Annotated in this window: 31 protein-coding genes, 1 tRNA gene and 3 pseudogenes; 16 read left to right on the plus strand and 19 right to left on the minus strand. The window is 68.9% G+C overall.

The window, feature by feature from the left end:
- Positions 1-15: 15 nt before the first annotated feature.
- A complete protein-coding gene (locus NGB36_RS28785; RefSeq protein ID WP_255923499.1) occupies positions 16-606 on the minus strand; it encodes a GNAT family N-acetyltransferase in 591 nt (196 codons plus the stop codon).
- Positions 607-1,320: 714 nt separating this feature from the next.
- Between NGB36_RS28785 and NGB36_RS28790 the strand changes: the two genes are divergently transcribed.
- Together NGB36_RS28790 and NGB36_RS28795 are read left to right on the plus strand one after the other, a co-directional pair.
- Positions 1,321-1,503, plus strand: a complete 183-nt coding sequence (locus tag NGB36_RS28790) for a hypothetical protein (protein ID WP_255923500.1) — start codon at positions 1,321-1,323, stop codon at positions 1,501-1,503.
- A gap of 21 nt (positions 1,504-1,524) precedes the next feature.
- A complete protein-coding gene (locus NGB36_RS28795) occupies positions 1,525-1,956 on the plus strand; it encodes a serine hydrolase (RefSeq protein WP_255923529.1) in 432 nt (143 codons plus the stop codon).
- Positions 1,957-2,179: 223 nt separating this feature from the next.
- Here NGB36_RS28795 and NGB36_RS28800 read toward each other — a convergent pair whose 3' ends face one another.
- Positions 2,180-2,800, minus strand: a complete 621-nt coding sequence (locus NGB36_RS28800) for a TetR/AcrR family transcriptional regulator (protein WP_255923501.1) — start codon at positions 2,798-2,800, stop codon at positions 2,180-2,182.
- Between the two features lie 88 nt (positions 2,801-2,888).
- On the opposite strand from NGB36_RS28800, the gene NGB36_RS28805 reads away from it, so the two are divergent.
- The gene (locus NGB36_RS28805; protein ID WP_255923502.1) at positions 2,889-4,292 is read left to right on the plus strand and encodes an NADH:flavin oxidoreductase/NADH oxidase family protein; all 1,404 of its coding nucleotides are present in this window, start codon (positions 2,889-2,891) and stop codon (positions 4,290-4,292) included.
- Here the strand turns inward: NGB36_RS28805 and NGB36_RS28810 are convergent.
- The 7 genes and pseudogenes from NGB36_RS28810 to NGB36_RS28830 all read right to left on the minus strand — a co-directional run bounded on the left by NGB36_RS28810 (position 4,271) and on the right by NGB36_RS28830 (position 10,346).
- Entirely contained in the window at positions 4,271-5,461 is a 1,191-nt protein-coding gene (locus tag NGB36_RS28810; RefSeq protein ID WP_255923503.1) for a cytochrome P450, read from the minus strand. The two genes, NGB36_RS28805 and NGB36_RS28810, sit on opposite strands and share 22 nt — an antisense overlap.
- Before the next feature lie 36 nt (positions 5,462-5,497).
- Positions 5,498-6,868, minus strand: coding sequence for an NAD(P)/FAD-dependent oxidoreductase (locus NGB36_RS28815; RefSeq protein ID WP_255923504.1), 1,371 nt, complete (start codon positions 6,866-6,868; stop codon positions 5,498-5,500).
- Entirely contained in the window at positions 6,858-7,067 is a 210-nt protein-coding gene (locus NGB36_RS28820) for a ferredoxin (protein WP_255923505.1), read from the minus strand. The genes NGB36_RS28815 and NGB36_RS28820 overlap by 11 nt, the downstream gene beginning before the upstream one ends.
- A gap of 1,077 nt (positions 7,068-8,144) precedes the next feature.
- A pseudogene (locus NGB36_RS28825) lies at positions 8,145-8,372 on the minus strand (chaplin); the annotation flags it as partial.
- A gap of 333 nt (positions 8,373-8,705) precedes the next feature.
- Positions 8,706-9,077 carry a class I SAM-dependent methyltransferase gene (locus NGB36_RS33935; protein WP_372509554.1) on the minus strand — a complete coding sequence of 124 codons (372 nt, stop codon included), beginning with the start codon at positions 9,075-9,077 and terminating at the stop codon, positions 8,706-8,708.
- A gap of 3 nt (positions 9,078-9,080) precedes the next feature.
- Entirely contained in the window at positions 9,081-9,218 is a 138-nt protein-coding gene (locus NGB36_RS33940; protein WP_372509555.1) for a methyltransferase domain-containing protein, read from the minus strand.
- Between the two features lie 429 nt (positions 9,219-9,647).
- Positions 9,648-10,346, minus strand: a complete 699-nt coding sequence (locus tag NGB36_RS28830) for a hypothetical protein (protein WP_255923531.1) — start codon at positions 10,344-10,346, stop codon at positions 9,648-9,650.
- 681 nt (positions 10,347-11,027) lie between these two features.
- Here NGB36_RS28830 and NGB36_RS28835 point away from each other — a divergent pair.
- From NGB36_RS28835 to NGB36_RS28845, 3 genes and pseudogenes are all read left to right on the plus strand, one after another.
- Positions 11,028-11,423, plus strand: a pseudogene (locus tag NGB36_RS28835) (arsenate reductase ArsC); the annotation flags it as partial.
- 60 nt (positions 11,424-11,483) lie between these two features.
- Positions 11,484-12,002, plus strand: a complete 519-nt coding sequence (locus NGB36_RS28840; RefSeq protein ID WP_255923530.1) for a GNAT family N-acetyltransferase — start codon at positions 11,484-11,486, stop codon at positions 12,000-12,002.
- A gap of 256 nt (positions 12,003-12,258) precedes the next feature.
- Positions 12,259-12,462: a cold-shock protein gene (locus NGB36_RS28845; protein ID WP_255923506.1), complete on the plus strand. Its 204-nt coding sequence runs from the start codon at positions 12,259-12,261 to the stop codon at positions 12,460-12,462.
- Positions 12,463-12,679: 217 nt separating this feature from the next.
- On the opposite strand, the gene NGB36_RS28850 is transcribed toward NGB36_RS28845, so the two are convergent.
- The 3 genes from NGB36_RS28850 to NGB36_RS28860 all read right to left on the minus strand — a co-directional run bounded on the left by NGB36_RS28850 (position 12,680) and on the right by NGB36_RS28860 (position 15,266).
- Complete coding sequence (locus tag NGB36_RS28850; RefSeq protein WP_255923507.1) at positions 12,680-13,180, minus strand: DUF5994 family protein; 501 nt, start codon at positions 13,178-13,180, stop codon at positions 12,680-12,682.
- A 107-nt stretch (positions 13,181-13,287) separates the two neighbouring features.
- Complete coding sequence (gene cax / locus NGB36_RS28855) at positions 13,288-14,484, minus strand: calcium/proton exchanger (protein WP_255923508.1); 1,197 nt, start codon at positions 14,482-14,484, stop codon at positions 13,288-13,290.
- A gap of 386 nt (positions 14,485-14,870) precedes the next feature.
- Positions 14,871-15,266, minus strand: a complete 396-nt coding sequence (locus NGB36_RS28860; RefSeq protein ID WP_255923509.1) for a hypothetical protein — start codon at positions 15,264-15,266, stop codon at positions 14,871-14,873.
- 173 nt (positions 15,267-15,439) lie between these two features.
- On the opposite strand from NGB36_RS28860, the gene NGB36_RS28865 reads away from it, so the two are divergent.
- Together NGB36_RS28865 and NGB36_RS28870 are read left to right on the plus strand one after the other, a co-directional pair.
- Entirely contained in the window at positions 15,440-15,883 is a 444-nt protein-coding gene (locus tag NGB36_RS28865; protein WP_255923510.1) for an RrF2 family transcriptional regulator, read from the plus strand.
- A gap of 156 nt (positions 15,884-16,039) precedes the next feature.
- Complete coding sequence (locus NGB36_RS28870) at positions 16,040-16,465, plus strand: hypothetical protein (protein ID WP_255923511.1); 426 nt, start codon at positions 16,040-16,042, stop codon at positions 16,463-16,465.
- 123 nt (positions 16,466-16,588) lie between these two features.
- Here NGB36_RS28870 and NGB36_RS28875 read toward each other — a convergent pair whose 3' ends face one another.
- The 4 genes from NGB36_RS28875 to NGB36_RS28885 form a co-directional block, all read right to left on the minus strand.
- Entirely contained in the window at positions 16,589-17,152 is a 564-nt protein-coding gene (locus NGB36_RS28875; protein WP_255923512.1) for a helix-turn-helix domain-containing protein, read from the minus strand.
- A 166-nt stretch (positions 17,153-17,318) separates the two neighbouring features.
- On the minus strand, positions 17,319-17,525 hold the full coding sequence (locus NGB36_RS33945) for a KTSC domain-containing protein (RefSeq protein ID WP_372509556.1): 207 nt from the start codon (positions 17,523-17,525) through the stop codon (positions 17,319-17,321).
- Complete coding sequence (locus NGB36_RS28880) at positions 17,494-17,754, minus strand: DUF6296 family protein (protein WP_255923513.1); 261 nt, start codon at positions 17,752-17,754, stop codon at positions 17,494-17,496. The genes NGB36_RS33945 and NGB36_RS28880 overlap by 32 nt, the downstream gene beginning before the upstream one ends.
- A gap of 116 nt (positions 17,755-17,870) precedes the next feature.
- Positions 17,871-19,004 carry a CapA family protein gene (locus tag NGB36_RS28885; RefSeq protein ID WP_255923514.1) on the minus strand — a complete coding sequence of 378 codons (1,134 nt, stop codon included), beginning with the start codon at positions 19,002-19,004 and terminating at the stop codon, positions 17,871-17,873.
- A gap of 108 nt (positions 19,005-19,112) precedes the next feature.
- On the opposite strand from NGB36_RS28885, the gene NGB36_RS28890 reads away from it, so the two are divergent.
- Positions 19,113-19,688, plus strand: coding sequence for an HhH-GPD-type base excision DNA repair protein (locus NGB36_RS28890; protein WP_255923515.1), 576 nt, complete (start codon positions 19,113-19,115; stop codon positions 19,686-19,688).
- A 72-nt stretch (positions 19,689-19,760) separates the two neighbouring features.
- On the opposite strand, the gene NGB36_RS28895 is transcribed toward NGB36_RS28890, so the two are convergent.
- Positions 19,761-20,888, minus strand: coding sequence for a MerR family transcriptional regulator (locus tag NGB36_RS28895; protein WP_255923516.1), 1,128 nt, complete (start codon positions 20,886-20,888; stop codon positions 19,761-19,763).
- A 225-nt stretch (positions 20,889-21,113) separates the two neighbouring features.
- Between NGB36_RS28895 and NGB36_RS28900 the strand changes: the two genes are divergently transcribed.
- Positions 21,114-21,410: a type II toxin-antitoxin system VapB family antitoxin gene (locus NGB36_RS28900; RefSeq protein ID WP_255923517.1), complete on the plus strand. Its 297-nt coding sequence runs from the start codon at positions 21,114-21,116 to the stop codon at positions 21,408-21,410.
- A gap of 201 nt (positions 21,411-21,611) precedes the next feature.
- Positions 21,612-22,250 carry a LytR C-terminal domain-containing protein gene (locus NGB36_RS28905; RefSeq protein ID WP_255923518.1) on the plus strand — a complete coding sequence of 213 codons (639 nt, stop codon included), beginning with the start codon at positions 21,612-21,614 and terminating at the stop codon, positions 22,248-22,250.
- A gap of 16 nt (positions 22,251-22,266) precedes the next feature.
- On the opposite strand, the gene upp is transcribed toward NGB36_RS28905, so the two are convergent.
- Positions 22,267-22,902 carry a uracil phosphoribosyltransferase gene (gene upp, locus NGB36_RS28910; protein ID WP_255923519.1) on the minus strand — a complete coding sequence of 212 codons (636 nt, stop codon included), beginning with the start codon at positions 22,900-22,902 and terminating at the stop codon, positions 22,267-22,269.
- Between the two features lie 218 nt (positions 22,903-23,120).
- On the opposite strand from upp, the gene NGB36_RS28915 reads away from it, so the two are divergent.
- The 4 genes and pseudogenes from NGB36_RS28915 (at position 23,121) to NGB36_RS28930 (ending at position 25,236) form a co-directional block, all read left to right on the plus strand.
- Positions 23,121-23,660, plus strand: a complete 540-nt coding sequence (locus tag NGB36_RS28915) for a tRNA adenosine deaminase-associated protein (protein ID WP_255923520.1) — start codon at positions 23,121-23,123, stop codon at positions 23,658-23,660.
- Positions 23,661-23,662: 2 nt separating this feature from the next.
- Entirely contained in the window at positions 23,663-24,229 is a 567-nt protein-coding gene (gene tadA / locus NGB36_RS28920) for a tRNA adenosine(34) deaminase TadA (protein WP_255923521.1), read from the plus strand.
- 10 nt (positions 24,230-24,239) lie between these two features.
- Positions 24,240-24,329, plus strand: a tRNA-Ser gene (locus NGB36_RS28925).
- A gap of 707 nt (positions 24,330-25,036) precedes the next feature.
- A pseudogene (locus NGB36_RS28930) lies at positions 25,037-25,236 on the plus strand (cold-shock protein).
- A gap of 445 nt (positions 25,237-25,681) precedes the next feature.
- On the opposite strand, the gene NGB36_RS28935 reads toward NGB36_RS28930, so the two are convergent.
- Positions 25,682-25,861 (minus strand): hypothetical protein, encoded by a 180-nt coding sequence (locus NGB36_RS28935; protein WP_255923522.1) that lies wholly within the window; start codon positions 25,859-25,861, stop codon positions 25,682-25,684.
- A gap of 96 nt (positions 25,862-25,957) precedes the next feature.
- On the opposite strand from NGB36_RS28935, the gene NGB36_RS28940 reads away from it, so the two are divergent.
- Complete coding sequence (locus NGB36_RS28940; RefSeq protein ID WP_255923523.1) at positions 25,958-26,227, plus strand: hypothetical protein; 270 nt, start codon at positions 25,958-25,960, stop codon at positions 26,225-26,227.
- Positions 26,228-26,337 lie beyond the last annotated feature (110 nt).

The raw sequence follows: 26,337 nt of genomic DNA on the forward strand, positions 1-26,337 counted from the left end.
CGCGGTTAAGGGCTGCTACTCGTGCGTATTGCGCCATTCACGGGCCAGAAGGCCGTAGACCACGTCGTCATCGCGGCGTTCGTCGGGGAAGGCCACTGCTTCGCGCAACAAGCCCTCCTCGGAGAACCCCAGGCGGCGGGCTACGCTCCGGCTGCGCTCGTTGTCGGTGCCGGTACGCAGTTCAACGCGTTGCAGGCCAATGGGACCGAATGCCTGGTCCAGCACGGCCGTGACGGCTCGGGTGACCAATCCCCGTCCTTCGAAGGCCGCATCAATCCAGTAGCCGATCTCGCCCGTCCGCATGGCCACGTCGATTCTCAAGCTGACGGCGCCGACCAGCCGCCAGTCCGCGCCCGCAGACACGGCGATATCGAGCGGCAGCTGCGTTCCCTCAAGCCATGCTTGGCCCTGTTTTTCCAGGGCTGCGCGGGTTTCGTTGAGCGTGCGCGGGTTGTTGGCATCGAACCCCGGGTCCCAGAGCGCGAGGCGCTTGTAATTGGCCTCCAGCAGGGCCTGGTGAGCCTCCGTGATCGCGACCGTGCGCGGTATCAGGGCGGCATCGTCCCCGATCGGGCAGGTGAACATGGCAGGGGTGACTGTCGACACTCGTTCTCCCAGGTGGGTGGTGGCAAAGCACAACTTTCGGCGGTTGGCCGCCGGCAGTCAACCGGATAACTAAGCCGTCCGGTTGCTGCCGTCGACGAGCGTGACCAGGGGCTCCTGCGCCCGAGGAGTGGAGGCGACGCGCAGCCAGGGCTTGAAGTTGGGCGCGGCAGCCGTAGGCGTGGCACGATCCGTGGACGAGCGTGAGCAGCATCCCGGCCGGGACTTCGGTTTCCGCAGGCCAAACGGCCTGTCGGCTCCCAGGCGGGCGTTCTCTTGAAAACTGTTCCGTCAGCGGAGCCCTCGTGGGCCGCCCAGCTCCGCTCGTTCTCCTGGTTCTTCTCCAGTGCGCTGACCTGCTGACGCACCCCCTCCAGTGGTCTCTATACGCCTCCGTCCGTGCCCCTCGCGTGCCCGTTCCGGCGGGAACACCCGGGGACTCACGGGGAGTCGACCGCTCCGCCGCAGGTCAGCGAGTTGCCAGTTCAGAGCCATCCGCATAGCACCCTTCCAAACTGGGGACGTACGTGCTCGTCGCCGAGTGGCTGGCCACTTGGGCTCCGCCAACGTGCCAGTTACCAGGCGCTCGAAACCGTCCCACCGTAAGATCGCGCTCTTCGCGTCGACTCGCAGAGCACGGAGGATAAGCAGATGCCACTGGGCGGGGTGCGCTTGGACGAGAGCGCAGTATTGGATCCTTGGGTGGGGGTGGACCCTGTGGCGCTGCAGCGGGCCATTCACGAGCAGGCGGCAAGGCCGGTGCCAGGCATCGAAGACATGGACACCTACCTCGCAGCGCAAGTATCCGACACCTCTCACCGGGCGGTGGTCGGGCCACTGCTGAACGGCCGCGACTCCAGCGGCGTCGTCGTCCGGAGCGGCCACGTCGTCTCTTCATGAGGCAATCCGATGCGTGAGGAGATGGCTTTCAGCGCAACTAAGAGCGTGCTGTCCCTGGTGGCGGGCATCGCCTTCGACGACGGGCTGCTAAGCCTGGACGAGCCCGTCCGCACATCCGTTAACCTGCCGCAGTTTGCGGACGAACACGGCCGTGGAATCACATGGCGGCATCTGCTGGACCAGACTAGCCAGTGGGAAGGCGAGCTCTGGGGGAAGCCGACCGGCGTCGATGCGCAAAGTACTCGCGAGGGCCTACGAGTCCCGTCTCAGTTTTCCGTCTCATTCACTACCGTTCAACCCCGTACAGGGCCGTGCGGCAGGCAGGACCAGCATCCCTCAGCGAACGCCGTTGAACAGGGGCGAACACCCGCCCGACGTCAACAAACAGACTTGGACAGCGTGTTGGGGGCAACCCCTCGCGAGTTCGAATCTCGTATCCTCCGCATCGTCTGAACTGGGCACATGAAGGCCCGACCGGTTGCCGATCGGGGCCTTCGTGTTGCGTGGTTGGAGTTTTGGTTGCAGTTGGGCCGTTCGATGAGCTGGTTGACCTGCTTCTGAGCGCGGGGACTGTCACAGCCCCTGCGGCCCTGCCGGGGCACCCGCCTGTCCAGGGGTCGACGGGGCGATCATCGCAGCTCACCCGCACATCCGCGTGCGACACCGCCGGGCCCGCCTACGCCCCTGCCCGGTTCGGTGGTCCGCCGGACGACGATGGCGCCGGGGAGGCCGACAGCAGCGCGTGGACGGCGGCGCGCACCCGGTCGGCGACCGTGTCGGGTGTGGAGGCGTCGAGCTTGCCGTCGAGGTGCAGGAACGCCAGACCGTGCACCAGCGCCCAGACCGCGGTCGACAGCGCGTCCGGGTCGGCGCCGGGAAAGGCGTGCCGGACGATGGTGCCGACGTACTCGGAGATGGCGGCGGTCGCGGCGACCCGGTCGTCGCTGGTCGGGTCGCAGGGTTCCACGAACATCACCCGGAACAGCGCCGGGTGATCCAGCGCGAACCGGACGTAGGCGACGGCGGCCGCGGCAAGGTCGTCGGGCGTCGAGGGCGAGTGATGCGCGGCGGCCAGATACCCGGCGAGTTCACGGTAGCCCTCCGCGGCCACTGCGGAGACGAGAGCGTCGCGATCGGCGTAGTGGCGATAAGGGGCCGTGGGAGACACGCCCGCGCGCCGCGCCACCGCCCGCAGCGACAGCCCGGCGCTGCCGTTCTCCTCCAGCAACTGCCTGGCGGCGCGCAGGCACGCGGCGCGCAGATCGCCGTGATGGTACGAGTCACCCGACCTCGGCATTGATCACTCTCCACCAATGTTGACGGTGCTTACATCTCTCACTAATGTAAGCGATGCACACATGTTAGCCGATCGAAAGGGGACCTCGATGCCGGATGAACTGTTGTCGCCGCTACGGCTGCGGTCCGGGCTCACTCTGGGCAACCGGATCGCCAAGGCGGCGATGGAGGAAGGCATGGCCGGTGACCGGCAACTGCCCGACCAGCGGCTGCTGTCGCTCTACCGGCGCTGGGGCACGGGTGGCGCCGGACTGCTGATCACGGGCAACGTCATGGTCCACGCCCACGCGCTGACCGGTCCCGGTGGCGTAGTGCTCGACGACGCCTCGCCGCTGGAGCCATTCGCGGCGTGGGCGCAGGCAGGAAAGGGCGGAGGCGCGGCGATGTGGATGCAGATCAACCATCCTGGCCGCCAGGTGCGGGCCGACATGCCCGGGGTCGTCTGGGGACCTTCGGCGCTGGGTGTCGAGTTGGGCAAACACAGCAAACGGTTCGGCCGACCGGTCGCCATGACCCCGGAGCAGATCCAGGCCACGGTCGCGCGGTTCGCGGTGACGGCCGAACGCGCCGAGCGTGCGGGGTTCGACGGCGTGGAGGTCCACGCCGCGCACGGCTACCTGCTGTCGCAGTTCCTGTCCCCGCTGGTCAACAAGCGAACCGACGAGTGGGGCGGGTCGTTGGAGAACCGGGCCCGGATGCTGCTGGACGTCGTGCGGGCGGTTCGCTCCACGACGTCGCCGTCGTTTGCGGTCGCGGTGAAGCTGAACTCCGCCGACTTCCAGCGCGGCGGGTTCGACGCCAACGACGCGCGGCGCGTGATCGAGATGCTCGAGCCGCTCGGCGTGGACCTGGTGGAGCTGTCCGGAGGCAGTTACGAGAGCCCGGCGATGTCGGGCCGCCCGGCCGAGGCGAGCACCCAGGCGCGTGAGGCCTACTTCCTGGACTTGGCGCAGGAATTGGCCGAGACCAGCCCGGTGCCGTTGATGCTGACCGGCGGCATCACCCGGCGGGCAACTGCCGACGAGGTTCTCGCCAGCGGTGTCGAGGTGGTCGGCATGGGCACTGCCCTCGCGGTCACGCCGGATCTTCCGAACCGCTGGCGGGAGGGACGGGAGGCAGACGGGCAGCTGCGGCCGGTGACCTGGTCGGACAGAACCCTCGCCTCGGCGGCCGGTATGGCGCTGGTCCACCATCAGATGCGCAGAATGGCCCACGGTCTCGACCCCACGTACGGCACCCGCCCCGCGGTCGCGCTGGTATCCGACCAGCTCGTGCAGCGGCGAGCGCTGCGCCGCTACCGCTCCTGGGTGCAGCAGGTCGATGAAGCTGCCCGAACGACAGACACTCCCTCGTCGTGCTGGTCAGCCGGTGGCCGGGTCCGGGCAGGAAGCCGCCGGCCCGCGCTTTGGCGGACGAGTTGGGGCTCCCGCTTGTTCTGCAAGGACTCCGTGAAGGAGAATCCTTCGGCCGTTCACAGCTCGATGGAGAGGTGACGGGGCCCGCGCAGCATGGCGTTGCGCCGGTAAGGGGGAGGGTCTTGGAGGAGTTGTGCGGTGCCGATGCGGGGGATCAGCGCTCCCAGGGCGATCTGGGCCTCGATTCGGGCGAGCGGTGCGCCATAGCAGAGGTGGATGCCGCTGCCGAAGCCGAGGTGCTGGTTGTCGGGGCGGGTGGGGTCGAACTGCTCGGGGTCATGGAATCGCCTGGGGTCCCGGTTGCCTGAGGCCAGCGCGAGTACCAGGGGTGTGCCCTTGGGGATCGTGGTGCCCGCGACGTCGACGTCGGCGAGGGGGATGCGCTCGCGCATGTGGACCGGAGGCTCGTAGCGCAGCAGTTCCTCCACCGCATTCGGCAGCAGGCCGGGTTCGCGGCGCAACCGGTCCAGTTGGTCGGGGTGACGCAGCAGGGTGAGCACCCCGTTGGTGATGAGGTTGACCGTGGTCTCGTGTCCGGCGATGAGCAGCAGTACGGCGGTTTGCGCCAGTTCCTCGCGGGTGAGCCGCATGGCCGGATCCGGTTCGTTGACGAAGGCGGAAAGCATGTCGTCAGCCGGGTGGCCGCGGCGCTGCTCGGCGAGGTCCAGCAGATATCGGCCCATCTGCGCCCGCGCCTGCTCGCCCGCCGTTTCGCGTTCGGTGGACTCCTCCTCCTGCGGCCTGACGTCGGCGGAAGAGACGATCGCGTCGGACCATTCCCGGAAGAGCGGCTCGTCCTCGCGCGGGACACCGAGCAGTCGGCAGATGACCGTGACGGGCAGCGGGTAGGCGAAGTCATCGACGACGTCGACCTGCTCGCGATCCTGCAGGGCCTCGATCAGCTCTTCGGCGATCCGGGCGATCTCGCCGCGCATCCCGTCGATCCGGTCGGGGCTGTGCGGTGGGCCGAACGGCCGCATGGCCAAAGTCCGCAGCCGGTGGTGCTCGGGGTCGTCGAGCCGGAGGAACGGCGGCTGCCGCTGCTCCTCGGACTGGCCGCGGCTGCGGGGATCCGCGCTGATCCGCGGGTCGTGGAGCAGGGCAGCGATGTCGTGGTACGTGCCGACCAGGTAGCGGCCGTCCCTCTGCCGGGCCACGCCCGCCTCGCGGAGTTCCGCGTACAGCGGGTAGGGGTCGGGGCGGTTGGCGTAGTCGGTGATCCGCTCCAGCAGTGTGTCGACGGCCATGTGGGGCTCCTCGTGGACGGGGAGGGACGACAGGGGTCAACCGGTGGGCCGCACCACGGTCAGCCGGCGGTCCGGCAGGTAGCCGGTGAGAGCGACGGTGGGACCGTGGGAAAGCTCCTTCGGGTCTGGCACGTCGGAGGGGAGCGTGAATTCGGTCAGCAGCGGGCGACCGTCGGCCGCGCCGGGCCCGGGCGGGAAGGGGGCAGCGGTCTCGATCAGACTCTGGTAGTACTCCAGCGACTTGGCCATGTCGACGGTGACTGCGGCGGTCACGCGCCCCTGGTAGCCGTAGACCATCGCCAGACGGCGCTCGTCGAGCGAGCCCTGCGCGATGACCACCTGGTCGGAGAAGACTGGGACGCCGACAGACTTGATGTTGAGCCCGAACTGGCTCGACCAGAAGGTCGGGACCGCAAGGTGCGGCCGCCGCCGCGGCCCGGGGTTGACCATGTTGTGGGCGGCCACTTGGGCCTGTGCGACCGCGTTGCCCCAGTGCTCCAGGGAGAGCATCTGGTACCCGAACAGCGGGTGCGGGAAGCGGGCCACGTCGCCGGCCACGAAGACGTCGTCGGTGACGATCCCGTACATGTTGAACGCGCGGCACCCTGCGTCGCAGGCGACCCCGCGCGGGCCCGCGGCCAGTCCGCAGTCCACGAGCCACTCCGTATTCCGCACCGCCCCCATGGCGACGACACACACGTCCGCGTCGACGCGGCTGCCGTCGGACAGGTCCGCACCGGTGAACTGGCCATTCCCGCGCAGCGCGGTGACGGTCACCCCGCAGCGCAGGTCTACGCCGTGGGCCCGATGCAGGCCGACCGCAAGCTTCGACAGCGTCCCGCCGAGCGCGCCCACCAACGGTGCGGGACCACGTTCAGCGACCGTGACCTCGATGCCCCGCTCCCGGCAGGCGGAGGCGATCTCCGAGCCGGTGAATCCCCCGCCGATCACCAGCACCCGGCGCGGCCCGGCGGCGAGACGCTCGGCCAGGCCGGCGGCGTCATCGCGGGTACGCAAGGTGAAAACCCCGTCCAGGGCAGCCTCCCGCTCGTTGGGCCAGGGCCTCGCTCGGGTCCCGGTGGCGATCAGCACCCGGTCGTAAGGCAGTGACTCACCGTCGGCCAGCAGCACCCGCTTCCCGGGCGGGTCCAGCCCGGTGGCGCGCACCCCGAGCCGCCACTGTGCGTCCGGGTCCCGGCGCATCGGCAGCCCGGTGGCGTCCGCCGCCGCCTGGCCGAGCAGCACCTGCTTGGACAGCGGCGGCCTGTCGTAGGGCGGATAGGGCTCATCCCCGACCACGGTCAGTGAGCCGGTGAAGCCCTCCTCGCGCAGCGTCTCGGCTGCGCGCAACCCGGCCAGCGACGCGCCGACGATGACGATCCGCCCCTCCCACAGGTCACCGGCCACCGACACTCACCTCATTCCCTACGAGGATGGCCTGCACGGGGCACGCCGCCGCCGCCTGGCGCACGCGTTCGAGCTGGTCGTCGGGGACGGCCGGGTTGTACAGCAGCCCCTCCTCCCCGTGCAGCTCGAACACCTCTGGCGCCAGAAACACGCATTGCGCATAGCCCTGACAGCGCGTGAGGTCCACGACGATCCGCATCCCAAGCCCGTCCCTCCAGCGCACCGGCATCTGGTCCCGTTCTAACCCCGGGAAAGACCGGGCGCTCCCCCACTTACTCCACCGGTGTTCCGGTACAGCGCAGCGGACTCCGCACATGGGGGCAAGGCAGTCACCTGCCTGATGGCCACAGACGGACTCGGCAAGATACGGGAAGTCGTGATCGACTTCGCCCGGTCGGCCCTCGCCCCATGCTTCCGTTGCCCGGCCTCTTCCCGTAATTCTGATGGTGCGTCAGTTCACGTTCAGGAGGGTGCAGCTCCCGGGTTGCAGTCTTGGTTGCCTTCACCCCCGTCCGGCCCTCTACGCAGCCCGTCGAGCGACTCGCCCCACCGTGGGTCAGGGGGCCCGCGTCCCCGCCCGGACAGTCCGCACGAACAGGTGGAAAGCGTGTTGGGGGCAACACCCACGAGTTCGAATCTCGTATCCTTCGCACCCGCCCACCAGGGCATACGAAGGCCCCGACCGGATCATGGTCGGGGCCTTCGTTATCTTCCGTTTCATTCGGCGTGGTCGCAGCCTGCGGCGGGTTCCCGCCGACCGTGTCGCACTTGCCGCCCAGGGCCGGGCCGCCGGGCCCCTAACCGCGATCAAGGCGGCTCGGCCGACCGCTCGGACGACTTGTCAGCTCCTGCGTGTTCAGCACCTATGCCGTCAGTCGCGGGCCGCTCGGTGGCCCCGGCGGTAGAGGAGAACGCCACCGAGCATCATCCCCGCACTGGCCGCGCCCAGCCCGAGGGCGTTGGCGCCGGTGGAGGCCAGCTCCGGCCCGCGGTAGTGAGGGTGCTCGTGGTGGAACACCGGCCGGATGTGATGGCGGTGGTTGAACCAGTGGTGATGGTGGTGACGGCGGTGGTGATGGTGGTGACGGCGGTGGTGATGGCGCCTGTGATGATGGTGGTGGTGATGGCGCCTGTGATGATGGTGGTGACGGTGGCACCGGCACCGGTGGTGATGGTGGTGGTGGCAGTGCGGGGGCGGCGGCGGGGGAGGCGTCACCGGAGGGGGAGGCGTCACCGGCGGGGGAGGCGTCACCGGCGGCGGCCCGGGGACCTCGACATTCCTACAGCTGTTGCCGAAGACGGGGTTGAGCGCACCGATCACATTGACGGTGTTGCCACAGACATCGATCGGGATATCAACCGGGATCTGGATCAGATTGCCGGACAGAAAGCCTGGGGAGCCGACGGCGGTTCCGTCAGCACCAGCGTCGGCGAAAGCCACGCCCGCGCTTGCGAGCAGCAGGCCGCCGGTGACAGCCACGGCGGCGACGACCTTCTTGATCACCATTCCTCCTCGTGGGGCCCTGTGTGGTCCGCTCGGACCACACAAGATCAATCACCGCACAGGACCCAACGAGATCGACGGAGGCAGGCTGTGAATCTAATACTTTGATCACTCGTTCAGTCCGGCGTGTGCACCCGATCGAGTGTTGAATGTGGTCTGCCGGGCGGCAGGTGAGCACAGCAGCGAGATGAGCGGCTTGCCGCCGGCAACCCTCCCGGCTGGGCTTCAGGGTGCGGACCGAGCGGTCGCAGGTCACCGCCGACGCATGATCAGTTGTGGCTGCACAAGCGATGCACAGCAACTGATCACCTGACGAGCCGACGAGTCGTCATCTCAGCGCCAGCAGACGCGAATGTGCAGCCATTCGCGGTGAGCGGACCGGCGAGAAAAGCCCGCGACGTCAAAACCTGCATCGCACAGCCGGGTTGTAAACGGTTCGATCCGGTGCAAGACGTCCCAGCGTCGGCGACTCGATTCGTAGGAGACGGGTTCCCGGATCTCGCCGTCGCCCTCGGCGAGACTGGTGATCAACTCACCGCCTGGGCGCAACACTCGGGCGAACTCCCTGAGCACGACAGGGACATCGGGCCTTGGGACGTGGAGCAGAGCGGCGGCACACCATATGGCGTCCAGCGAACGCGCTGCTATGGGCAGTGCACGCACGTCGGCCTGCGCGAGGCCGGGAACATCTCGCGAGGAGACCATTCCTCAGGAAAGATCGAAACCGCTGGCACGGAAGCCGCGTTCCCGCAGTAGCCGCGTGTGGTGCCCGGGAGCGCAGCCGATGTCCGCGACACGGGCCCCGCGTGGAAGCACTGCGGACAGGTGATCGATCTCGGCAGTCATCCAGTCGGCCGGACCGGCTCACCGCCCTGCGTCATCGGACGCGATGACGTCGTAGGTAGCCCGTGTCTCACGTATCTGATCGCTCACGCTGTCACGCCACGACGGGCGGGCGCAATCAACATGCAGTACGTGCGATCGTCGCGCTGGACCCAACCGGTCAACCGCGGTCACTCGCACACCATGACCGCGCGAACGCTCAGTCACCAACCTTCGGCCGCGGCCTGGACCATGCGGGCAGGCAGTGTGGGCACGCCTCAGCGAACGCCGTTGAACGGGCGCGCACATACGCCGGACCAGGCAAGACGATGGTCCTGAGTAAGCCACTGGCCGGGCTCCGTCCGCACGATTCTGTCCGGGGCGGTCCCCGGCGCCGGGCCTGTGGCTCGGCGTCGGGGGCCGTCTCAGGTACCTACTGGGCTGCGGGTGGCCTTACCTTGTACCGAAGCTGTTGTTGCAGCCCGCGGTCGAGCCAAGCTTGGTGTCCTGCCCACCAGCGTTGCCCTCGCCGTTGCCCGCGTTGCCGAGCAGGCCGTTCGCGACCCCGACCTGACCGAGGACGTCGGCATTCAGGTCGTGCGACCTGCACTGGGTGCCCTGCGTGACGTCGATGTCCGTACGACCCTCGTGCCTGCCGTTGCCCCGGTGGTCGTAACCCCGGTGATCGTAGACGCGGTGATCGTAGACGCGGTGGTCTTGGTCGCGGCGCTCGTGACGCCGGTGGCAGTGGCGCCGGTGCTCATTTTCCCGGTGGACGTAGACGCGGTGCTCGTGACGCCGGTGGCAGTGGCACCGTTGGTCATCGCCGCGGTGGACGTAACCCCCGCCGTCGTACCCCTTGACCTCATAGCCGCGGAGTTCGTAGGAGCCCCGGAGCTCGTAGGTGCCCCGGAGGTCGTAACCCCGGACCTCGTAGCCCCGCTGGCCGTAAGCCGGCTGGGAGTAGACCGGCTGGCCATAGACCGGCTGCCCGTAAGCCGGCTGGGAGTAGACCGGCTGGCCATAGACCGGCTGAGCGTAGACCGGTTGACCGTAAACCGGCTGGCCGTCGGCGGAAGCGGTGCCGGCGCCGACGAAGCCGACGCCGCCGAGCACGGCGGCCACCAGGACAGCCTTGTGAAGCTTGCGCATTTCTGCTCCATTGAGTGAGGTGCGATGCGATCTGCAACAGATCAACTTCGTACAGTCACAGAAGTTAAGGTGAAATGTCCCATACCGCTCAGCGAGACGCCGAATAGCAAGATCATCGCGAACCGCCACCCGGCCCCCGGGAGACACCCCCGTACCCTGCGCGGACAAGGCGCCGACGGGCCGGAACAGGCAGGGACGCCCCCCTGGCGAACAACCCGTTCGGCCGTCCCGCACACGGGCGGATCCTTTCGGGAGGCCCCGAAGAGATCCCGCGGCGAGCGCCGCGAGCGGCGACTCCCGCCGCATCCCCGCCGCAACCCCGGACAACGTTCTGCTCGGCCCAGATCGCAGGTGTGGTGAGGTGCTGCCGGCGTTGTCGCCGGGCCTTCACCGACACCTTCACCGACACCTTTGCGGGCATCTTCCCCGCCTCCGTCGGCCCCTTCATCGCCGCGCAGGTTGTCAGTACGGTCGTCGGCCTGGCCCTGGTCGCCGGTCTCTTCGGACGCCCCCCACCGGGAGCGACGTCGTCATCCCCCGCGACGAGCACGACGAGAGCGTGCTCGCTGCCGCCCCGAGCCCGGTGAACCGGCCAACCCCGCGCCCGCCCTCTTCGAGGTCCTGGAGGTCCTGGAGGTCCTGGAGGTCCTGGAGGTCCTCGAGATCAAGGAAACTGTCCCTGTGAGTACTCCCGCCCCCTCCGTTCTGTTCGTCTGCGTCCACAACGACGGGCGATCGCAGATGGCCGCCGCCTTCCTCTCCCACCTCTCCGGTGACAGCGTCCAGGTCCGCTCCGCCGGATCCGCCCCCGCCGACGCGGTCAACCCGGCCGTCGTGGAGGCGATGAAGGAGGTCGGTATCGACATCTCCGCCGAGACCCCCAAGGTGCTGAGCGTCGAATCCGTACAGGCCTCCGACGTCGTCATCACCCTGGGCTGCGGCGACGCCTGCCCGGTCTTCCCCGGCAAGCGCTACCTCGACTGGCAACTCGACGACCCGGCAGGCCAGGGCGTCGAGGCGGTCCGCCCGATCCGCGATGAGATCGAGACCCGCATACGCGCCCTGATCACCGAGCTCGGCGTCCCTGCATTGCAGCACGCCATGGACGCCGCGAACGCCCGGAACACCCGGAACGCCATGGACTCAGGCCGCGCCGAGTCGGGCTTCCGGATCGCTCCCATGACGGCTGATCACGCCGACCAGGTCCTCACGATCTACCAGGCCGGAATCGACGAGGGCAACGCCACATTCGAGACCGATGCCCCCACCTGGACGGCATTCGACGCGTCCAAGCTGCCCGGACACCGGTTCGTGGCTCTCGACCCCGCCGACGGCCGGGTCCTCGGGTGGGTCGCCGCCTCCCGCGTCTCGGACCGGGGTGCATACGCCGGCGTCGTCGAGCACTCCGTCTACGTCCACCCCGACGCCCGTGGGAAGGGCCTGGCGCGCGCCCTGCTCGACGCGCTCATCGTCTCCACCGAAGAGGCCGGCATCTGGACGATCCAGTCGGGGATCTTCCCCGAGAACACCTCCAGCCTCGCCGTTCACGAGAAGGCCGGCTTCCGCGTCGTCGGAACACGGGAGCGCATCGGCCGCCACCACGGCACCTGGCGCGACGTGGTGCTCGTCGAACGCCGCAGCCGGACGGTGTCCTGACCCGGTCGTGCCGGGCCGCGCCGGTCACCCGGAGGCGTGAGATTCGAGAGATTTTGCAGAAATCCGACGCGGCAGGGAAACCTGTGCTACCTTGGCTTCAGTTGCAGTTTTGGTACCCATGAAATGCTGTGTGCGCCTGAGGGTATGTGACTTCGGGCGCATTTTTCGTTTTCCGGTGTCTCCGGATGGGGTCATTTCGGCGACCGTGCATTCGCACAGTGCGGATGCACATCATTGCCCCATGTAAGGAGAAAACATGGCTACCGGAATCGTTAAGTGGTTCAACGCGGAAAAGGGATTCGGGTTCATCCAGCAGGACGGCGGCGGCCCCGACGTCTTCGCGCACTACTCGAACATCGCCACCCAGGGCTACCGTGAGCTCCAGGAAGGCCAGCGCGTGACCTTCGACGTCACGCAGGGCCAGAAGGGCCCGCAGGCGGAGAACATCCTCCCGGCCTGACGCCCTACGACGCCCCTCGGGCCCGCACCTCGACGAGGTGCGGGCCCTGCTCCGTTCCCGTCCGTTCCCGATGAGGAGCGGCCCGACGGCGAATAGCGAAACGGGCAGCCGAAAAGGCTCGGAAAGCCCCGGAAGCCCCGGAAGCCCCGGAAGCCCGGAAGCCCGGGAAACGTGGGAAACGCGGGACACGGCACGCCAGCCGAACGAAAAGGCGCACTTATCGGGCGTCGTGGGCGCCACCGTCCCCGAGGTCCCGTTCCGCACCGGTGTCGACGAGGATCTGTCCCGCCTGCAGCACATTGTCGGCACGGACGGCCTGAGACATCGCTGCTCGCGCGGCCTCGACCGTCGCATGCGGAGGCACTACCAGCAGGGAGAAGTGGTCCTCATCTCCGCGGGTGATCAGAACGGTGTCGTCCCTGACCGGGAACGAGTCGATGTGGACGACCCGGTCATCGATCACCAGGCGGGTCGGAAGCGCTTCCCATGCGCCGGCGTCCAGCCCGACCCGCGTGACCGGGCCCAGGTGCTCCGTCAGCGACCTGACGAGGGCGGGAAGCTCGGCACCGATGTTTCGCGAGCGCGGCCACCACGCTCCGTCGAGAACGCCCTCGCGGGATTGCGTCGTCTCCAGGCGCAGCACAGCAATGCCGGGCCTGATGGAGTCGTGGATGTCCGGCAGAAGCCCGGGAGTCCGCGGGGCCTCGGATTCGGTCATGGCGCACCCGCCCGTCTGCGGGTCTCGATGGGCGCCGCCGAACGAAGGATCTGCTCACTTCACGGTACTGCGTAACGCGTACTGCGCACGGCGACCGGCGCGGTGTCCTAGCCCCACCAGAACGCGGTGGCGGTGATCCCGTACAGGACGATCAGGGCTGCGCCTTCGAGCCAGTTCGAGTCGCCGTCGAGGACCACGACGACGGTCACGGCGACGGCCAGCAGCAGCGCGACGATCAGCAAGGGCGGCAGGACGAGCGTGAACGACGCGCCCACGAGCGGTGAGAGAAGCACTAGAGCGGGCGCCACCATCAGTGCGATCTGCAGAGGGCTCTGCAGGATCACCGACAGCGCGTAGTCGGCCTGGTTGCGGTAGGCGAGTTGGACGCCGACCACGTTCTCCACCGCATTGCCGGCGATGGCGACGATCACGAGTCCCGCGAATGCCTGGGAGATGCCGAGGGCGTTCATCGCCGGCGTCAGACCGGCCACGAACCAGTCGGAGACGAACGCCGCCCCGACTCCAGTGACCGCGAGTATGGTGGCGGCCAGCCACAACGGCCACCCGGGCGCCTCGCGGTGGCCGGGCCCGTCGTCCGCACACGGCGGCACGGACCCGGTGGTTCCGCCGTCGTTCCCCTCATTGCTCTCGTTGCCTTCATTACTCTCGTTGCCTTCATTACTCTCGTTGCCTTCATTACTTTCGTTGCCTTCATTGCCCTCGTTGCCCACCTCGGGGTTCCTGCGTCTGACCGAGGCCGGCAACGACGCAGCGAACAGGGCGAGCAGCAGTACGGAGACCACGACCGACAGGGCCCGCTCGTGGCCCGCGGCCGGGGTGTGCAGTTCGGCCGTGAGCGCCGGGACCACCAGGGCGGCGACCGCGAGGACCAGCAGCAACGAGATCCTGCGCGCGGCACCCGTCTCGAAGTACTGGGTGCCGTTCTTGAAGCCGCCGACGAGGAAGGCGAGTCCCAGGACCAACAGGACGTTGGCAAGGATGGAACCGACGATGGTGGCGGTGGCCACCTCGTACAGGTGACTCCGCAACGCGAACAGGACGACGAACAGCTCCGGCAGGTTCCCCAGCGCGCTCTGTACCACCCCGGTCGCCCCCGCTCCCAACCGGTCGCCCAGCGCCTCGACACTGCGGCCGACGAGGCTGGCCAGCAACGCGAGCGCGACGGCGGAGAGCACGAACGGGGCGATCGTGCCCCCGGCTTTGCCGTAGTAGGTGACTGCCGCGCCGAGCACTGCGACACCGGACAGACCGACCAGGCGCCAATCGGATCGCGTGAAAACCATGCGCCGATCATGCCGCAACGCCGCTGGAGGACATACCCTCCCGAGCGGGCGGGCCCGGGGCTCGCCCAGGCTCACCTACCCACCCTGGGGCGGGCGTGACGAGGAGATCGCGATGCACGGATGTACGGCGGCGACGAGGACCTGACCCGGGTCGGTCCAGCGCGAACACTGGCAGCAGACCTACCTCGCCCATCCCGGCATGTACGGGGATGAGCCCTCCGAGGCCGCGATCCACGCCGCCGAAGAGTTCACGGCGCAGGGTGCCGTGCGGGTGCTGGAGCCGGGGCCCGGTGGACGTCCACGCCTTCGAGGAGGGCGACTTGCCACCCGGTCCGACGCAACCGCAGCGCAGGGCACCGCAGCGCAGGACCGGACGGGCACCCCGATCAGCTGATGCCGTTAATCCGCATGCCGGGACGACGGCGGTGGACCGTCAGATAGCAGATGCCGTCCTTGCCTGCAGTGAGGCTGCGGGTGGAGCCGTGCGGGAGCCAGGCCAGGCTGCCTACGGTGAGTGGTTGCGGATCGTTCGTCGTGCCCAGGGTGCCGTCCCCGGCGATGACGAGGAGGAGGACGTCCAGGTCCGGTTCGGTGTGGGTGTCGATTCGCTCGTCGGGCCGGATGCGGACGAGGTTGGCGTCGAGTTGCCGGCCGGACTCGGCGAGCCGCCACAGCGCTCCCGCCGGTACGGGGTCGACGGCGGCGAGCGCATTGACGTCGCACAGGAGTTGCGGGAGCGGTGCGCCGGCCGAGTCGTGGGGGCCGATGCGCGCGTCAGCCATGAGTAGTCACCGTCCGATGCGTGCCTGTCACTGTCCAGGGCCAGGGCCGGGTTCGCCGTGGCCGTGGGCCTCTTCCAACATAGGCATCAGAGCTTGGAGTTCGTGATGCACTCCACACAACCATCGGCCACCTCAAAGAGGAATTTAACATGCGTATTTGTTAGCGTCGGGGCGTGCGGTTGACGAAGTTCACCGACCTCGCGCTGCGTGCGGTGATGCGCCTGGCGGTCTCCGAGCAGGGCACGCCCTTGACCACGCGCCAAGTGGCGGAGGCCGTGGATGTGCCGTACGCCCACATGGCCAAGGCGATCAGCCGGCTGCAACACCTCGGCGTGGTGGAAGCGCGGCGCGGTCGCGGGGGCGGGCTCGGGCTGACCGGCCTCGGCAGGCAGGCTTCGGTCGGTTGGCTGGCACGGGAGTTGGAGGGCGAGGACGAGGTCGTCGCCTGCGAAGGCGATCCACCCTGCCCGCTGCGTGCCGCCTGCCGGCTGCGCGGGGCGCTGCGGGCCGCGCAGGAAGCCTTCTACTCCTCGCTCGACCCGGTCACCGTCTCCGACCTGGTGGCACACCCCACCGGCCCGGTGCTGGTCGGACTGGCAAACCGCTACCCGGCCTGAGCCGGGGCCCTCCCGGCTCACCTCGTGGATGCGCCGCCATAATGCCCCCATAAATATGGAGATCATTTACCAATCAGAGTGCGAGGAGCCCGCCATGCTGTCGGAGCAATCCGCCCCCGTCACCCGCGCCACGCCAGCCGTCGCCGGCGGCGCCCGATGAACGCCGCTTCGGCCGCTGGTGCGGCCGCGACCTTCACCTGGCTCGGGATGGTGCTGGCGATCTCCTTCCTGGAGGCGCCGCTCAAGTTCCGTGCCCCGGGCGTGACCGTGCCGCTCGGACTCGGCATCGGCCGCATCGTCTTCCGGGCGCTGAACCGGGTGGAGGCCGCCCTGGCCATCGTCGTGATCGCATGCGTCACGATCGGTCACGTTCGTACGTCCGGCGCCGTGGCCGCGGCGATCGCCGTGGTGTTGTTGGCCGTTCAGCTGGGTGCGATCAGACCCGGTCTCAACCGACGCTCTGAACGAGTGCTCGCCGGAGAAACGCTTCCGCGATCACGCGCTCATTTGCTCTACGTCGCAGCCGAATCGGCCAAAGTGGTCGCGTTGCTCGTCCTCGGCATCAGCATTCTGGCGGGCTGAAGACGCGCGGTTCGTTCCGCTCGATCCGCTGCGATCGCTCGGTCGTTCGCTCGGTCATTCGCTCGGTGGTTCGCTCGGTCATTCGATCCGCTCGGCACCGCCGGCCGCCTCGTCAGTCGCGCATCACACGTGCTGCATGATCATGACGCAGGTGGTTCCGGGTTCGAGCGCCTGACAGATATGCGGGACATCGCCCGGATAGGACAGGTAGTCGCCTGCGGCGAGTTCGACCGGCTCGTCATCGGGCCCGGCGAGCACCCGGCCCGTCCCGACGATCACATGTTCGACCGTGCCCGGCATGTGGGGATCCGATTCGCGGGCGGGTCCGGGCTCGACACGCAGGAAGTAGATGTCCCGCCGGGCGCCCGGTGGGCTCGAAGAGAGCAGCGCCGCGGTGTAGTTCGCCCGCTCCGAGGGCACGGCCGGTCCCTCCCCGGCGCGGATCACCTGCACCGCCGGGCGCGGCTGGTCGACAAGTGAACTGAACGGGACGTCGAGCGTCACGCTGAGCGCCCACAGCGTCTCCAGGCTCGGATTGCCGGTCGCCGATTCGAGCTGCGAGAGCGTGGATTTGGCGATCCCCGCCCGCTTGGCGAGTTCGGAGAGGGAGAGCCCGGCCCGCGTGCGCTCCCGTCGCAGCGATGCGGCGATCCGGTCGAGCGGCAGGCGGGACGCACCATCGGCCATGGTCGCTCCAGGGTCGGCTCGGTCTGCTCGTTCTTCGCTTCGACACAGAAAACGTGCGTTCGTTGCTCCGAACAATACTGCCCACGCGACGGCTCGTGCGATCAGCGGAGCGCCGCCTTGCGCTCGGTCACCACCTGATCGTTTCGATCAACTGATCTTGCGTACGTCAAAAACGATCTCGTATGACTCGGTTGAAGTACCGGCCATGACTCTCCGCACGCTTCAGCCCTTGATGAATATGCTCGGGCACCCCTGCGTACTCGTAGATCCCGCCTCCTGCGAACTCGATCTGCAGCAGAAACGTTTCTGCTTCGTATCCGATCGAACGGACGCAGGATGACTCAACGCGGGTACGCACCTCGGCCCCCTCCACTGAGCGGGCGCGCCCTGAGTGGCGGGCGGGGCGCCTGATGGCCTCCGCTGGGCAGCATCCGGACCTCGGCGCGGTCGCTGATCTCCGCTCTGACGATGCCGGTGTCGTCCTCGTAGACCGGGTGACCGCCTGCCCCCGTCCGCTCGGTGCGGTGCACGGTCACGGTGTCGCCGCCGTCGTCCGTCGCCGCCTCGTCGAAGATCAATTCGTAGAACTCGGGGTACGTCATGGCGCCTCCTGCCGGACCGGCCGCCCCTCGAAGCCCCCGCACGGAACCATGTGGTCCTCTACGCCTAGCCCTATATGCCGTAAATATTACAGATGGGTCGGACCGGTCCAGACGGATCACGCAGCGGCTGCGACGAGCGTGCCGTCGGCCTCCAAATCGACGCGCGTGGCGAAGCGGCGGCTGATCCGGTCGAGCACGTCCCGGGTCCATTCGGTGTCCGGATGCGACGCGTGATGCAGCCGCATCCGCCGCGCCTGCAACGGCGTCATCCGCAGCGAGGCGAGGCGGCCCGTCTCCGGCTCGACGGACGCCACGTACAGCAGGCGCAGATCGTCGCGGTACTCCTCGTAGCCGCCGATGCCCTCGTAGTCGTCGATGAAGTCGCCGCAGCCGTAGAGGATCAGCTTGCCCTTGTGGATCTCCACAGGGCGCGGATGGTGCGAGGAGTGTCCGTGCACGATGTCCGCGCCGGCGTCGACCAATCGATGGGCGAAACGTATCTGCTCCCGCGCGACGCCGTACCCCCAGTTCGATCCCCAGTGGACCGAAACGATCACGACGTCTCCACGCCGCCGCAGCCGCGCGAGCTGCTCGGCGATCATGTCCGCCGTCGCATCGGAGAGGTCGGGAAGGAGGTTGACGCCGGGACGGTCCGGGCCCGCCGCCCAGGACGACGGAACGCCGCTCGACGTCGCCGCCCAGCCGAGGACGACGACGCGCCCGCCGTCACCCGCGTCCACCGTCACCGGCTGCGCCGCCTCAGCCGCGTCGCGGCCGGCCCCGACGGGGCCGAGCCCGGCGACGGAGAGAACGTCGAGGGTGTCGGTGAGGCCGGGGCGGCCGAAGTCGAGGACGTGATTGTTCGCCAGCATGCAGACATCGGGCCGCGCGGCGAGCAGGACGGGGAGATTGTTCGGGTTCATTCGGTAGTGAACGGCCTTCCCCGGAGCGAATATGTCGCTTTGCGTAACACTCGTCTCCAGATTGATCACTCGCACATCCGATCCCGCATCGTCCATCGCGCGCAGCGCGCACCCCCAGGGCCAGGTGAACGCGACCGGATGTGCGATCGGCCCGTTGACCTGTTCTGCCGCCCGTACGTAGTCGCGCGCGTCGCGCAGGTAGCCCTCCTCCAGCCTCGGGTCGCCGGGATGCGGAAGAATCTGATCGACACCGCGGCCGGTCATGACATCACCGCAGAGCGCGATGGTCACCACCCCCGACCGCCGTCGACCACCGTCCTGCGCCACGGATCACACCTCCCTCCCACCTCCGTTCCCTCCCGCCTTCTCCGGTCCCGGACAGACCGCCCAAGCACAAACTATCCACAACAACCCAGAAGGGAGAACATAAGACCAATGCCCACACTTCGCCTCGCCCAGCAGCCGGAGGCCGACGAGCTCCTCGGGCGCAGCCCGCTTGCCGCCATGATCGGTATGCTCCTCGACCAGCAGGTCCCCATGGAGTGGGCCTTCTCCGGCCCCTACACCATCGCCCAGCGCCTGGGCACCGACGATCTCGACGCGCACGAGATCGCGGCCCACGATCCCGAGAGCTTCGCGGCGCTGCTTGCGGCGAAGCCCGCCGTGCACCGCTACCCGGGCTCCATGGCCAAGCGGGTGCAGCAGCTGTGCCAGTACCTGGTCGACCACTATGACGGCGACGCGGCCGCGGTGTGGCGCGACGCCGGCACCGGGAAGGAGCTCCTGTGCAGGCTGAACGACCTTCCCGGCTACGGCAAGCAGAAATCGCAGATCTTCCTGGCGCTGCTCGGCAAGCAGCTCGGTGTCACGCCGGACGGCTGGCGCGAGGCGGCGGGCCCGTACGGCGAGGAAGGCTGCCATCGGTCGGTCGCCGACATCACCGGGCCCGCGTCGCTGGACAAGGTCAGGGCCTACAAGCAGCAGGCCAAGCGCGCCGCCAAGCAGTCCTGACGGGACCGGGCGCCCTGACCGGACGGGGTGCCCCGATCAGCCGGAACGCCCTGACCGGACAGGATCCCCCGATCAGCCGGAACACCCTGACCGGACGGCGGCCGTCGGCCCGGACGTTCGCTCGTCATCCGGCACGAGGATGTCGGCGACGACGCACGAGACGTTGTCCGGGCCGCCCGCACGATGGGCGCAGGCGATCAGGTCGCGCACCGCCTGCTCCGGCTCGGCGACCGTGGCCAGCACGTCATGCACCTGCCCGGTCGCGACCACCGCGGACAGCCCGTCGGAACACAGCAGATAGCGGTCCCCGGGCAGCGCCTCGTGCAGCCGCAGCTCGGGAGCGAACTCGCTGCGGCCGTCCAACGCCTGGAGCAGCAGCGCCCGTTGCGGATGCGAGGCCGCCTCCTCGGCCGTGATACGGCCCTCGTCGACCATCGACTGCACCAGGGAGTGATCGTGCGTGATCTGGAACAACTCGCCGTCACGCAGCAGATACGCGCGGGAGTCGCCGACGTGGACCAGCGCCAGATGCGAGCCGGACCACAGCATCGCGGTGAGTGTCGTCCCCGCCTCCGGCTCCCCGAGCTCCTGCACCGCCCGATTGGCGCGGCGCACGGCGTCGTCGAGCACGTTGAGCAGATCGCCCGCGGGAACCCCGTCGGCATCCGCGTCGAGGTGCTTGAGGGCATCGATTGCGGCCGCGGACGCGGGGGCGGCGCCGCCGGCTCCGAAGCCGTCGGCGACGGCGAGCAGCCGGGCATCGGCATACGCCACGTCCTGATTGTTCTCGCGGATCAGCCCGGTGTCCGAGAGCGCGGCGTAGCGGATCCCGAGGGGACCGGGGCTTGTCGTGTACGGCACAGCAGCGTCCTTCCGTGACAGGTGGTCGATGAGGAAGGCGGCCAGGTCGCGCCTGGTGGAGACGTCCGCCTCGACGCCCGCCCAGAACGCGGAGACCTCTGCCGCCGCCGCATCCGGTGCGATGTCGCACACCACCCGGATACGCGCCAGCGGCATGCCGATGCGGCGCAGCCACACAACCAGCCGGGCGCGTTCGAGTTGTGCGGGGTGGTAGAAGCGGTAGCCCGTGACGGGATCGACGCGGGCGGGCGGCAGCAGCCCGAGCTCGTCGTAGAGACGCAGCGCCTTCGGCGACAGCCGGGCGGCCCTAGCGAACGCCCCGATCGTCAGCAGCCCCATGCTCGCCCCTCCTCACACCGAGCACGTCGCGCCCGGCGCCACCGATGCTGTGGCTTGCCCCAAGGACAAGGTCAACCCGCCCTCACGCCGGCCCCGCCGCCCCATTCTCCGCAGCGTCCACCCGGCTTCTGCACGGCTCCCGCTCCCGCTCGCTCCCCTCTCGCTCCCCGCTCCCGCCCGAATCCGTGGCTGCGCCCGCGCGCCCTTGCCCGGTAGGCTTTCCGTGTGATCTTCAAGCGCATCGGCAGCAGCCGGCCGTATCCCGACCACGGCCGTACGAGCACCCGCGAATGGGCGGACGTCGCACCGCGCCCGGTACGCCTCGACCAGCTGGTCACCACCAAGGGACAGCTCGATCTGGAGACACTCCTGGCCGAGGACTCGACGTTCTACGGAGACCTCTTCGCTCACGTCGTGAAGTGGAAGGGTGATCTGTACCTCGAGGACGGCCTGCACCGTGCGGTGCGGGCGGCCCTGCAACAGCGCCAGGTCCTGCACGCACGGGTACTGGAGATGGACTGAGCCTCCGACCGATCGAGCGCGCCGAGTCGCCGAGTCGCCAAGTCGCCGACGGGGCACCGGGCCCAGTGAGACGCCGGGAAGAGCGTTGCGTCCATTCACTTGCCCGCCCCCAACGGACAATTGACCCTTTCGGGTTGACCGATAGGGCCATTCGCTGATCATCTAGTAGGCCCGCGCCGGATCCCGCACTACGCTGCGGATATGAGCATGCTCACGCCCCCCGGCATGGGCGGGAAGTACCGCATCACCGGGAACCAGTACCCACGCATGCGGCGCCCCCGCAACCACCGCCGAGTCGTGCTGACCGGCATCTCCGTGATCGCTGTGCTCGGCCTGATCGGCTGGGGGACGGTACAGCTCATCGATGTGTTCGGCGGCCAATTCGGCTTCGCGCATGCCAACGCCGCCCAGGGCTCGCACTGCCGCAACGGCACCTCCGGCAGCCCCGCGGACGCACTGCCCCAACCGAACGCCATCACCGTCAACGTCTACAACGCCACGCCGCGCACCGGCCTCGCCAAGGCCACGGCCGACCAGCTAAGGCAGCGCGGCTTCACCATCGGCAAGATTGGCAACGCCCCGGCCCAGTACGAGAACAAGGTCACCGGCACCGCGGTCCTCCTCGGCGGCCCGAAGGCGCAGTCCGCGCTGAAGGTGCTGTCCACGCAGCTCGCCGCCGCGCAAGGCAGGACCGATCCGGCCCGCACCGGCGCCTCCGACGTCGACCTGATCATCGGCAACGGCTTCGGGAGCCTGGACCCCAAGCCCAACGCCGACCACGCCCTGGCCGCGCTGGCCCACCCGTCCCCCGCGCCGTCCGCGTCGCGCAAGAGCTGCTGACGGGAGAACGCTCCGCTCAGCCGACCGTCCCGTACATCCGGTCACCCGCATCGCCGAGCCCCGGGACGATGTAGCCATGCTCGTTGAGCCGCTCGTCGACCGCGCCCGTGACCACGGTGACCGGCCGCCCCGCCAGCTCGCGCTCCATGAGCTCGACGCCCTCCGGCGCCGCGAGCAGGCATATCGCGGTGACGTCGTCCGCACCGCGCCCTATCAGCGTGTTGATCGCCGCGACGAGGGTGCCGCCGGTGGCGAGCATCGGGTCGAGCACGTACACCTGCCGTCCGGACAGGTCGTCCGGCATGCGCGTGGCATACGTCGACGCCTGGAGGGTGTCCTCGTTGCGCACCATGCCGAGGAACCCGACCTCGGCGGTCGGCAGCAGCCGCACCATCCCGTCGAGCATCCCCAGACCGGCCCGCAGGATCGGTACGACGAGCGGCCGCGGGCGTGCGAGCCTCACGCCGGTGGTCGGGCAGACCGGCGTGGTGATGTCGACCTGTTCGGTGCGCACGTCCCGCGTCGCCTCGTAGGCGAGCAGAGTGACCAGCTCATCGGCCAGGCGACGGAACGTGGGCGAGTCGGTGCGCTGGTCGCGCAATGTGGTGAGTTTGTGCGCCACCAGCGGGTGGTCGACGACGTGGATCCGCATGCCCCAGACATTAACGGAGGTACGCGCGCCCCGGCCCCGCCCGGCCCGCGGCGGCCCGCGTAGCGCTCATCACACGAAAAAACGTGTACGGCCTGGCACGACGCAGTGCGGAAGACCCTTCCCAGAGCTTAGGTTTCTGCCACGATGCGGAGTGGGCGGGACTGTTCTGTCGACGTCTCGTCCGTCCCGGCACACCTAAGACCAGTGGGAGAGTCACGGTGTACTTCGCCGCACTGCTCGCGCGCACCGAGGACGGGTGGAAAGCGCGCGATACGGAGCTCGATGATGTGGAAACCCTCGCCGACCTGGCCGAGCTCGCTCGCGAGGCCATGACGGACGAGGAAACGGTGCTCGCCTGGATCGAGCAAGAGGACTCGTGGTTCGGCGTCGTCCGCGTGGACGGCGAGGACGATCCGAGGATCTATGTCTCGGACGCGGCGAGCGCGTCACGCAGTTCGTACGGGGCCATGCTCACCGACGAGCTCGTCGGACGTGACCTCGACGACCTCGACGACCTCGACGCCCTCGACCTCGACGGCACCGAGGACGGGGAGGACGAGGAAACGGAGGACGACGACAGCGCGCAGGACGCAGAACCGATCCCGGCCGGACCGCTCGGTGAGGCCGACCTGCTCGCGGATCTCGGCGTGAGCGAGAAGCAGCTGCTGTCGCTGAGCAGCGACGGCGAACCGGGCGAGGCGCTCAGCGTGATCGCCGAGGCGCTCGGCTGCGACGCTGACCTCGAGGCGGTCCGCTGACGATGCCCGACGGCGATCCGGTGCGGGACCCGTGGGTCGCGCCGATACGGCTCGCCCTGGAGCAGGCCGCGCTCGCGCCGCGCAGCGGCGACGTGCCGGTGGGCGCGGTCGTCCTCGCCCCGGACGGGTCGGTGATCGGCCGCGGACACAATGAGCGGGAGGCGGTCGGCGACCCGACCGCCCACGCCGAGGTGCTGGCCATCCGCGAGGCGGCCGGCGCCGTCGGCTCCTGGCGCCTGACTGGCTGCACGCTCGTCGTCACGCTGGAGCCGTGCACGATGTGCGCGGGGGCCATCGTCCTCTCCCGCCTGGAGCGCGTGGTCTACGGAGCCGTCGACGAGAAGGCCGGCGCCGTCGGCTCGCTGTGGGACGTCGTGCGCGACCGCCGCCTCAACCACCGCCCTGAGGTCATCGCCGGAGTCCTCCCGGACGAGTGCGCCCGCCTGCTCACGGATTTCTTCCGCGGACCGTCGAGGCCAGCGCAGTCGGCGGGCCCGTCGAAGCCGTCCGGACCGTCCGGACCGTCCGGACCGGGAGCCGATTTCGGAGCACCGCCGGACGTCCGCTAAGCTCTCTCCCGGTAGCGTGTCCGAGCGGCCGAAGGAGCGCGCCTCGAAAGCGCGTGAGGGGGCAACTCCTCCGTGGGTTCAAATCCCACCGCTACCGCCAGTAACACCGCCCTGACATGCGGAAACGCGAGTCAGGGCGGTTTTTCGTGCTGACACGTCAGCGCACTCGTGCTGACAAAACAGCTTCATGGCGGAAGCGGGACTACCAACACCCTGTTCACCAGGGGCTTCTGTGTGAGCTCGGCCTGCACGGGAACCTTGCCGGGGGTCTTCCCCCAGGCGGCCGCGGCGCCAGTCCGGGCGCACGATCACCTGATCGCGCGCAGCAACGAGGTCGTGTCGGAGTGGAGCGTCGTCTTCACCCCTCCGGGAACCAGCAAGCGGCTGATCAACCGGGGAACAGAGTGGTGCGTCATACGCGACGCGCAGATCCGTGAAGTGCGGGCGTACTACAGCGCCGCCCCGGATTCGAGCAGCGAGCTCGCGACGTTTCCGTACGCGGACCGCGGCTACCTGCAAATGCAGGCCGTGATGAGCCGGAGAGGGATTGGCAGCTGGCGAGGGCACTGGGCCGCGGCCGGATCGGCGTCCGGTCGGGGCCTCGTTGGCCTCAACTCCCAGCGCCCTGTGGCTGGCGGGCCCGCGCGGTGTAGCGTCGTGATCAGTAGTCGTGGTTCCGAAGCACCGTTCGCCCGTGAGACGCGTCGCGGGCGTTCTTGCTGTGCAGCGTCTCTCCGGGCCAGGGCGATCACCTCCCGGATCCCGCACGGTGCGGGGCCGGTACGAGCTCCCTTGGAGGAGACGGGCATGGCCAGTGGAACCGTGAAGTGGTTCAACGCGGAAAAGGGCTCGGCTTCATCGAGCACGGCGGCGGCCCGGACGACTTTGCGCACTACTCGAACATCGACGCCGAGGGCTTCCGCGAGCTGCAGGAGGGCCAGAAGGTCACGTTCGACATCACCCAGGGACAGAAGGGACCGCAGGCGGAGCACATCCGCCCCGCGTAGTCGCCTGACGTGCGTCCGCTTGGATGATCTCCGGTTGCGGCGGTCGCACAGGGGCCACACGCTGGAACAGCGCAGAACAAAGCCGCCGCCCACTCAGCCGGGTCCTTTCGGGCGGGGGCGAGCACGAGAAGAGGCCCCGAGCCGGGACGCACAGCCAGCTCGGGGCCTCCTTGCTGCCCGGGGTGCCCGCCTCCACCAGCAGGGCATCGGGCGGTCAGGTCATGATGAACGACCGGAACCCAGCCGCACGTACACCCTCGCCGTTGCAGGCCGGGCACTTCACACGCGAAGCGCCGGCAGTCTCGGGCAGGAGCTGCTCACCCCTGCCCTCGCAACGGTCGCACCTCTGCGCGGGCGCGTCGGTCTGGCGCTGACGCAGCGACGCGACCACGTGCGCGTACTTCGGTCTGGCCAGGTTACGCGCCCGGGTGGCGCCTGCGGCGCGCTATGCGACGCCTGACGAGCAGTGCCGCGGGCCTTCCGGTCCGATCGGCCCGCAGCCGCCCGGCCGAAGCGTGCGGGAGCAGTTCGCCTCCGCCGTGACTAGTTCCTTTTCCGGGCTTCGCCACAGCTCCATGTCGGTGGTGTAGCCGGCCTCTTCGATCAGCGTGACGGTGCGTGCCATGGCCGCAGATGGACATGGTATTCGTTTTCATCTAGCCTGGTGGCGTCTGCCGCGCGGCTTGCCCGTGCGCGGGGCCCGTTGCGAAGGAGAACCCCCATGCCGATTGGCGTCCGACCGTCAGGGCTGCCGCCGCAGTTCACCGAGTTGAAAGGATCCGTACGGCGTCTGCTCGGCCTCGACGACGACACCGCCGTGGTGATTCGCCAGCTCGCCTGCGCCGAACCGGGATGCCCGCCGCTGGGGACGGTCATCGCCGTGCTGCCCATGGACGGCCCCGCCCGTCGCTGGACCCTCCACCGTCCGGCCGATGCCATCACCGAGGACGATCTGCGCCCTCTTCTGTCCATCGCACCCGAAGGAGCCTGAGGCCACCATGACCGACACCGTCCCGCCGGCGGACGCCGACGTCACCGAAGCCGAAGAGGCCGTGGAGGCCGTGGAGGCCGTGGAGGCCGTGGAGGCCGTGGAGGCCGTGG

This window comes from Streptomyces humicola (genome assembly GCF_024436035.1).
Classification (GTDB): Bacteria; Actinomycetota; Actinomycetes; order Streptomycetales; family Streptomycetaceae; genus Streptantibioticus_B; species Streptantibioticus_B humicola.

Bases quoted from the DNA above. Each gene is read 5' to 3' on its own strand.
- NGB36_RS28795 (WP_255923529.1), top strand. From the start codon at position 1,525: ATGGCTTTCAGCGCAACTAAGAGCGTGCTGTCCCTGGTGGCGGGCATC.
- NGB36_RS28800 (WP_255923501.1), bottom strand. From the start codon at position 2,800: ATGCCGAGGTCGGGTGACTCGTACCATCACGGCGATCTGCGCGCCGCG.
- NGB36_RS28805 (WP_255923502.1), top strand. From the start codon at position 2,889: ATGCCGGATGAACTGTTGTCGCCGCTACGGCTGCGGTCCGGGCTCACT.
- NGB36_RS28810 (WP_255923503.1), bottom strand. From the start codon at position 5,461: ATGGCCGTCGACACACTGCTGGAGCGGATCACCGACTACGCCAACCGC.
- NGB36_RS28820 (WP_255923505.1), bottom strand. From the start codon at position 7,067: ATGCGGATCGTCGTGGACCTCACGCGCTGTCAGGGCTATGCGCAATGC.
- NGB36_RS33935 (WP_372509554.1), bottom strand. From the start codon at position 9,077: ATGGTCTCCTCGCGAGATGTTCCCGGCCTCGCGCAGGCCGACGTGCGT.
- NGB36_RS33940 (WP_372509555.1), bottom strand. From the start codon at position 9,218: ATGACTGCCGAGATCGATCACCTGTCCGCAGTGCTTCCACGCGGGGCC.
- NGB36_RS28830 (WP_255923531.1), bottom strand. From the start codon at position 10,346: ATGCGCAAGCTTCACAAGGCTGTCCTGGTGGCCGCCGTGCTCGGCGGC.
- NGB36_RS28840 (WP_255923530.1), top strand. From the start codon at position 11,484: ATGGACTCAGGCCGCGCCGAGTCGGGCTTCCGGATCGCTCCCATGACG.
- NGB36_RS28845 (WP_255923506.1), top strand. From the start codon at position 12,259: ATGGCTACCGGAATCGTTAAGTGGTTCAACGCGGAAAAGGGATTCGGG.
- NGB36_RS28850 (WP_255923507.1), bottom strand. From the start codon at position 13,180: ATGACCGAATCCGAGGCCCCGCGGACTCCCGGGCTTCTGCCGGACATC.
- cax (WP_255923508.1), bottom strand. From the start codon at position 14,484: ATGGTTTTCACGCGATCCGATTGGCGCCTGGTCGGTCTGTCCGGTGTC.
- NGB36_RS28860 (WP_255923509.1), bottom strand. From the start codon at position 15,266: ATGGCTGACGCGCGCATCGGCCCCCACGACTCGGCCGGCGCACCGCTC.
- NGB36_RS28870 (WP_255923511.1), top strand. From the start codon at position 16,040: ATGAACGCCGCTTCGGCCGCTGGTGCGGCCGCGACCTTCACCTGGCTC.
- NGB36_RS28875 (WP_255923512.1), bottom strand. From the start codon at position 17,152: ATGGCCGATGGTGCGTCCCGCCTGCCGCTCGACCGGATCGCCGCATCG.
- NGB36_RS28880 (WP_255923513.1), bottom strand. From the start codon at position 17,754: ATGACGTACCCCGAGTTCTACGAATTGATCTTCGACGAGGCGGCGACG.
- NGB36_RS28890 (WP_255923515.1), top strand. From the start codon at position 19,113: ATGCCCACACTTCGCCTCGCCCAGCAGCCGGAGGCCGACGAGCTCCTC.
- NGB36_RS28895 (WP_255923516.1), bottom strand. From the start codon at position 20,888: ATGGGGCTGCTGACGATCGGGGCGTTCGCTAGGGCCGCCCGGCTGTCG.
- NGB36_RS28905 (WP_255923518.1), top strand. From the start codon at position 21,612: ATGAGCATGCTCACGCCCCCCGGCATGGGCGGGAAGTACCGCATCACC.
- upp (WP_255923519.1), bottom strand. From the start codon at position 22,902: ATGCGGATCCACGTCGTCGACCACCCGCTGGTGGCGCACAAACTCACC.
- tadA (WP_255923521.1), top strand. From the start codon at position 23,663: ATGCCCGACGGCGATCCGGTGCGGGACCCGTGGGTCGCGCCGATACGG.
- NGB36_RS28935 (WP_255923522.1), bottom strand. From the start codon at position 25,861: ATGGCACGCACCGTCACGCTGATCGAAGAGGCCGGCTACACCACCGAC.
- NGB36_RS28940 (WP_255923523.1), top strand. From the start codon at position 25,958: ATGCCGATTGGCGTCCGACCGTCAGGGCTGCCGCCGCAGTTCACCGAG.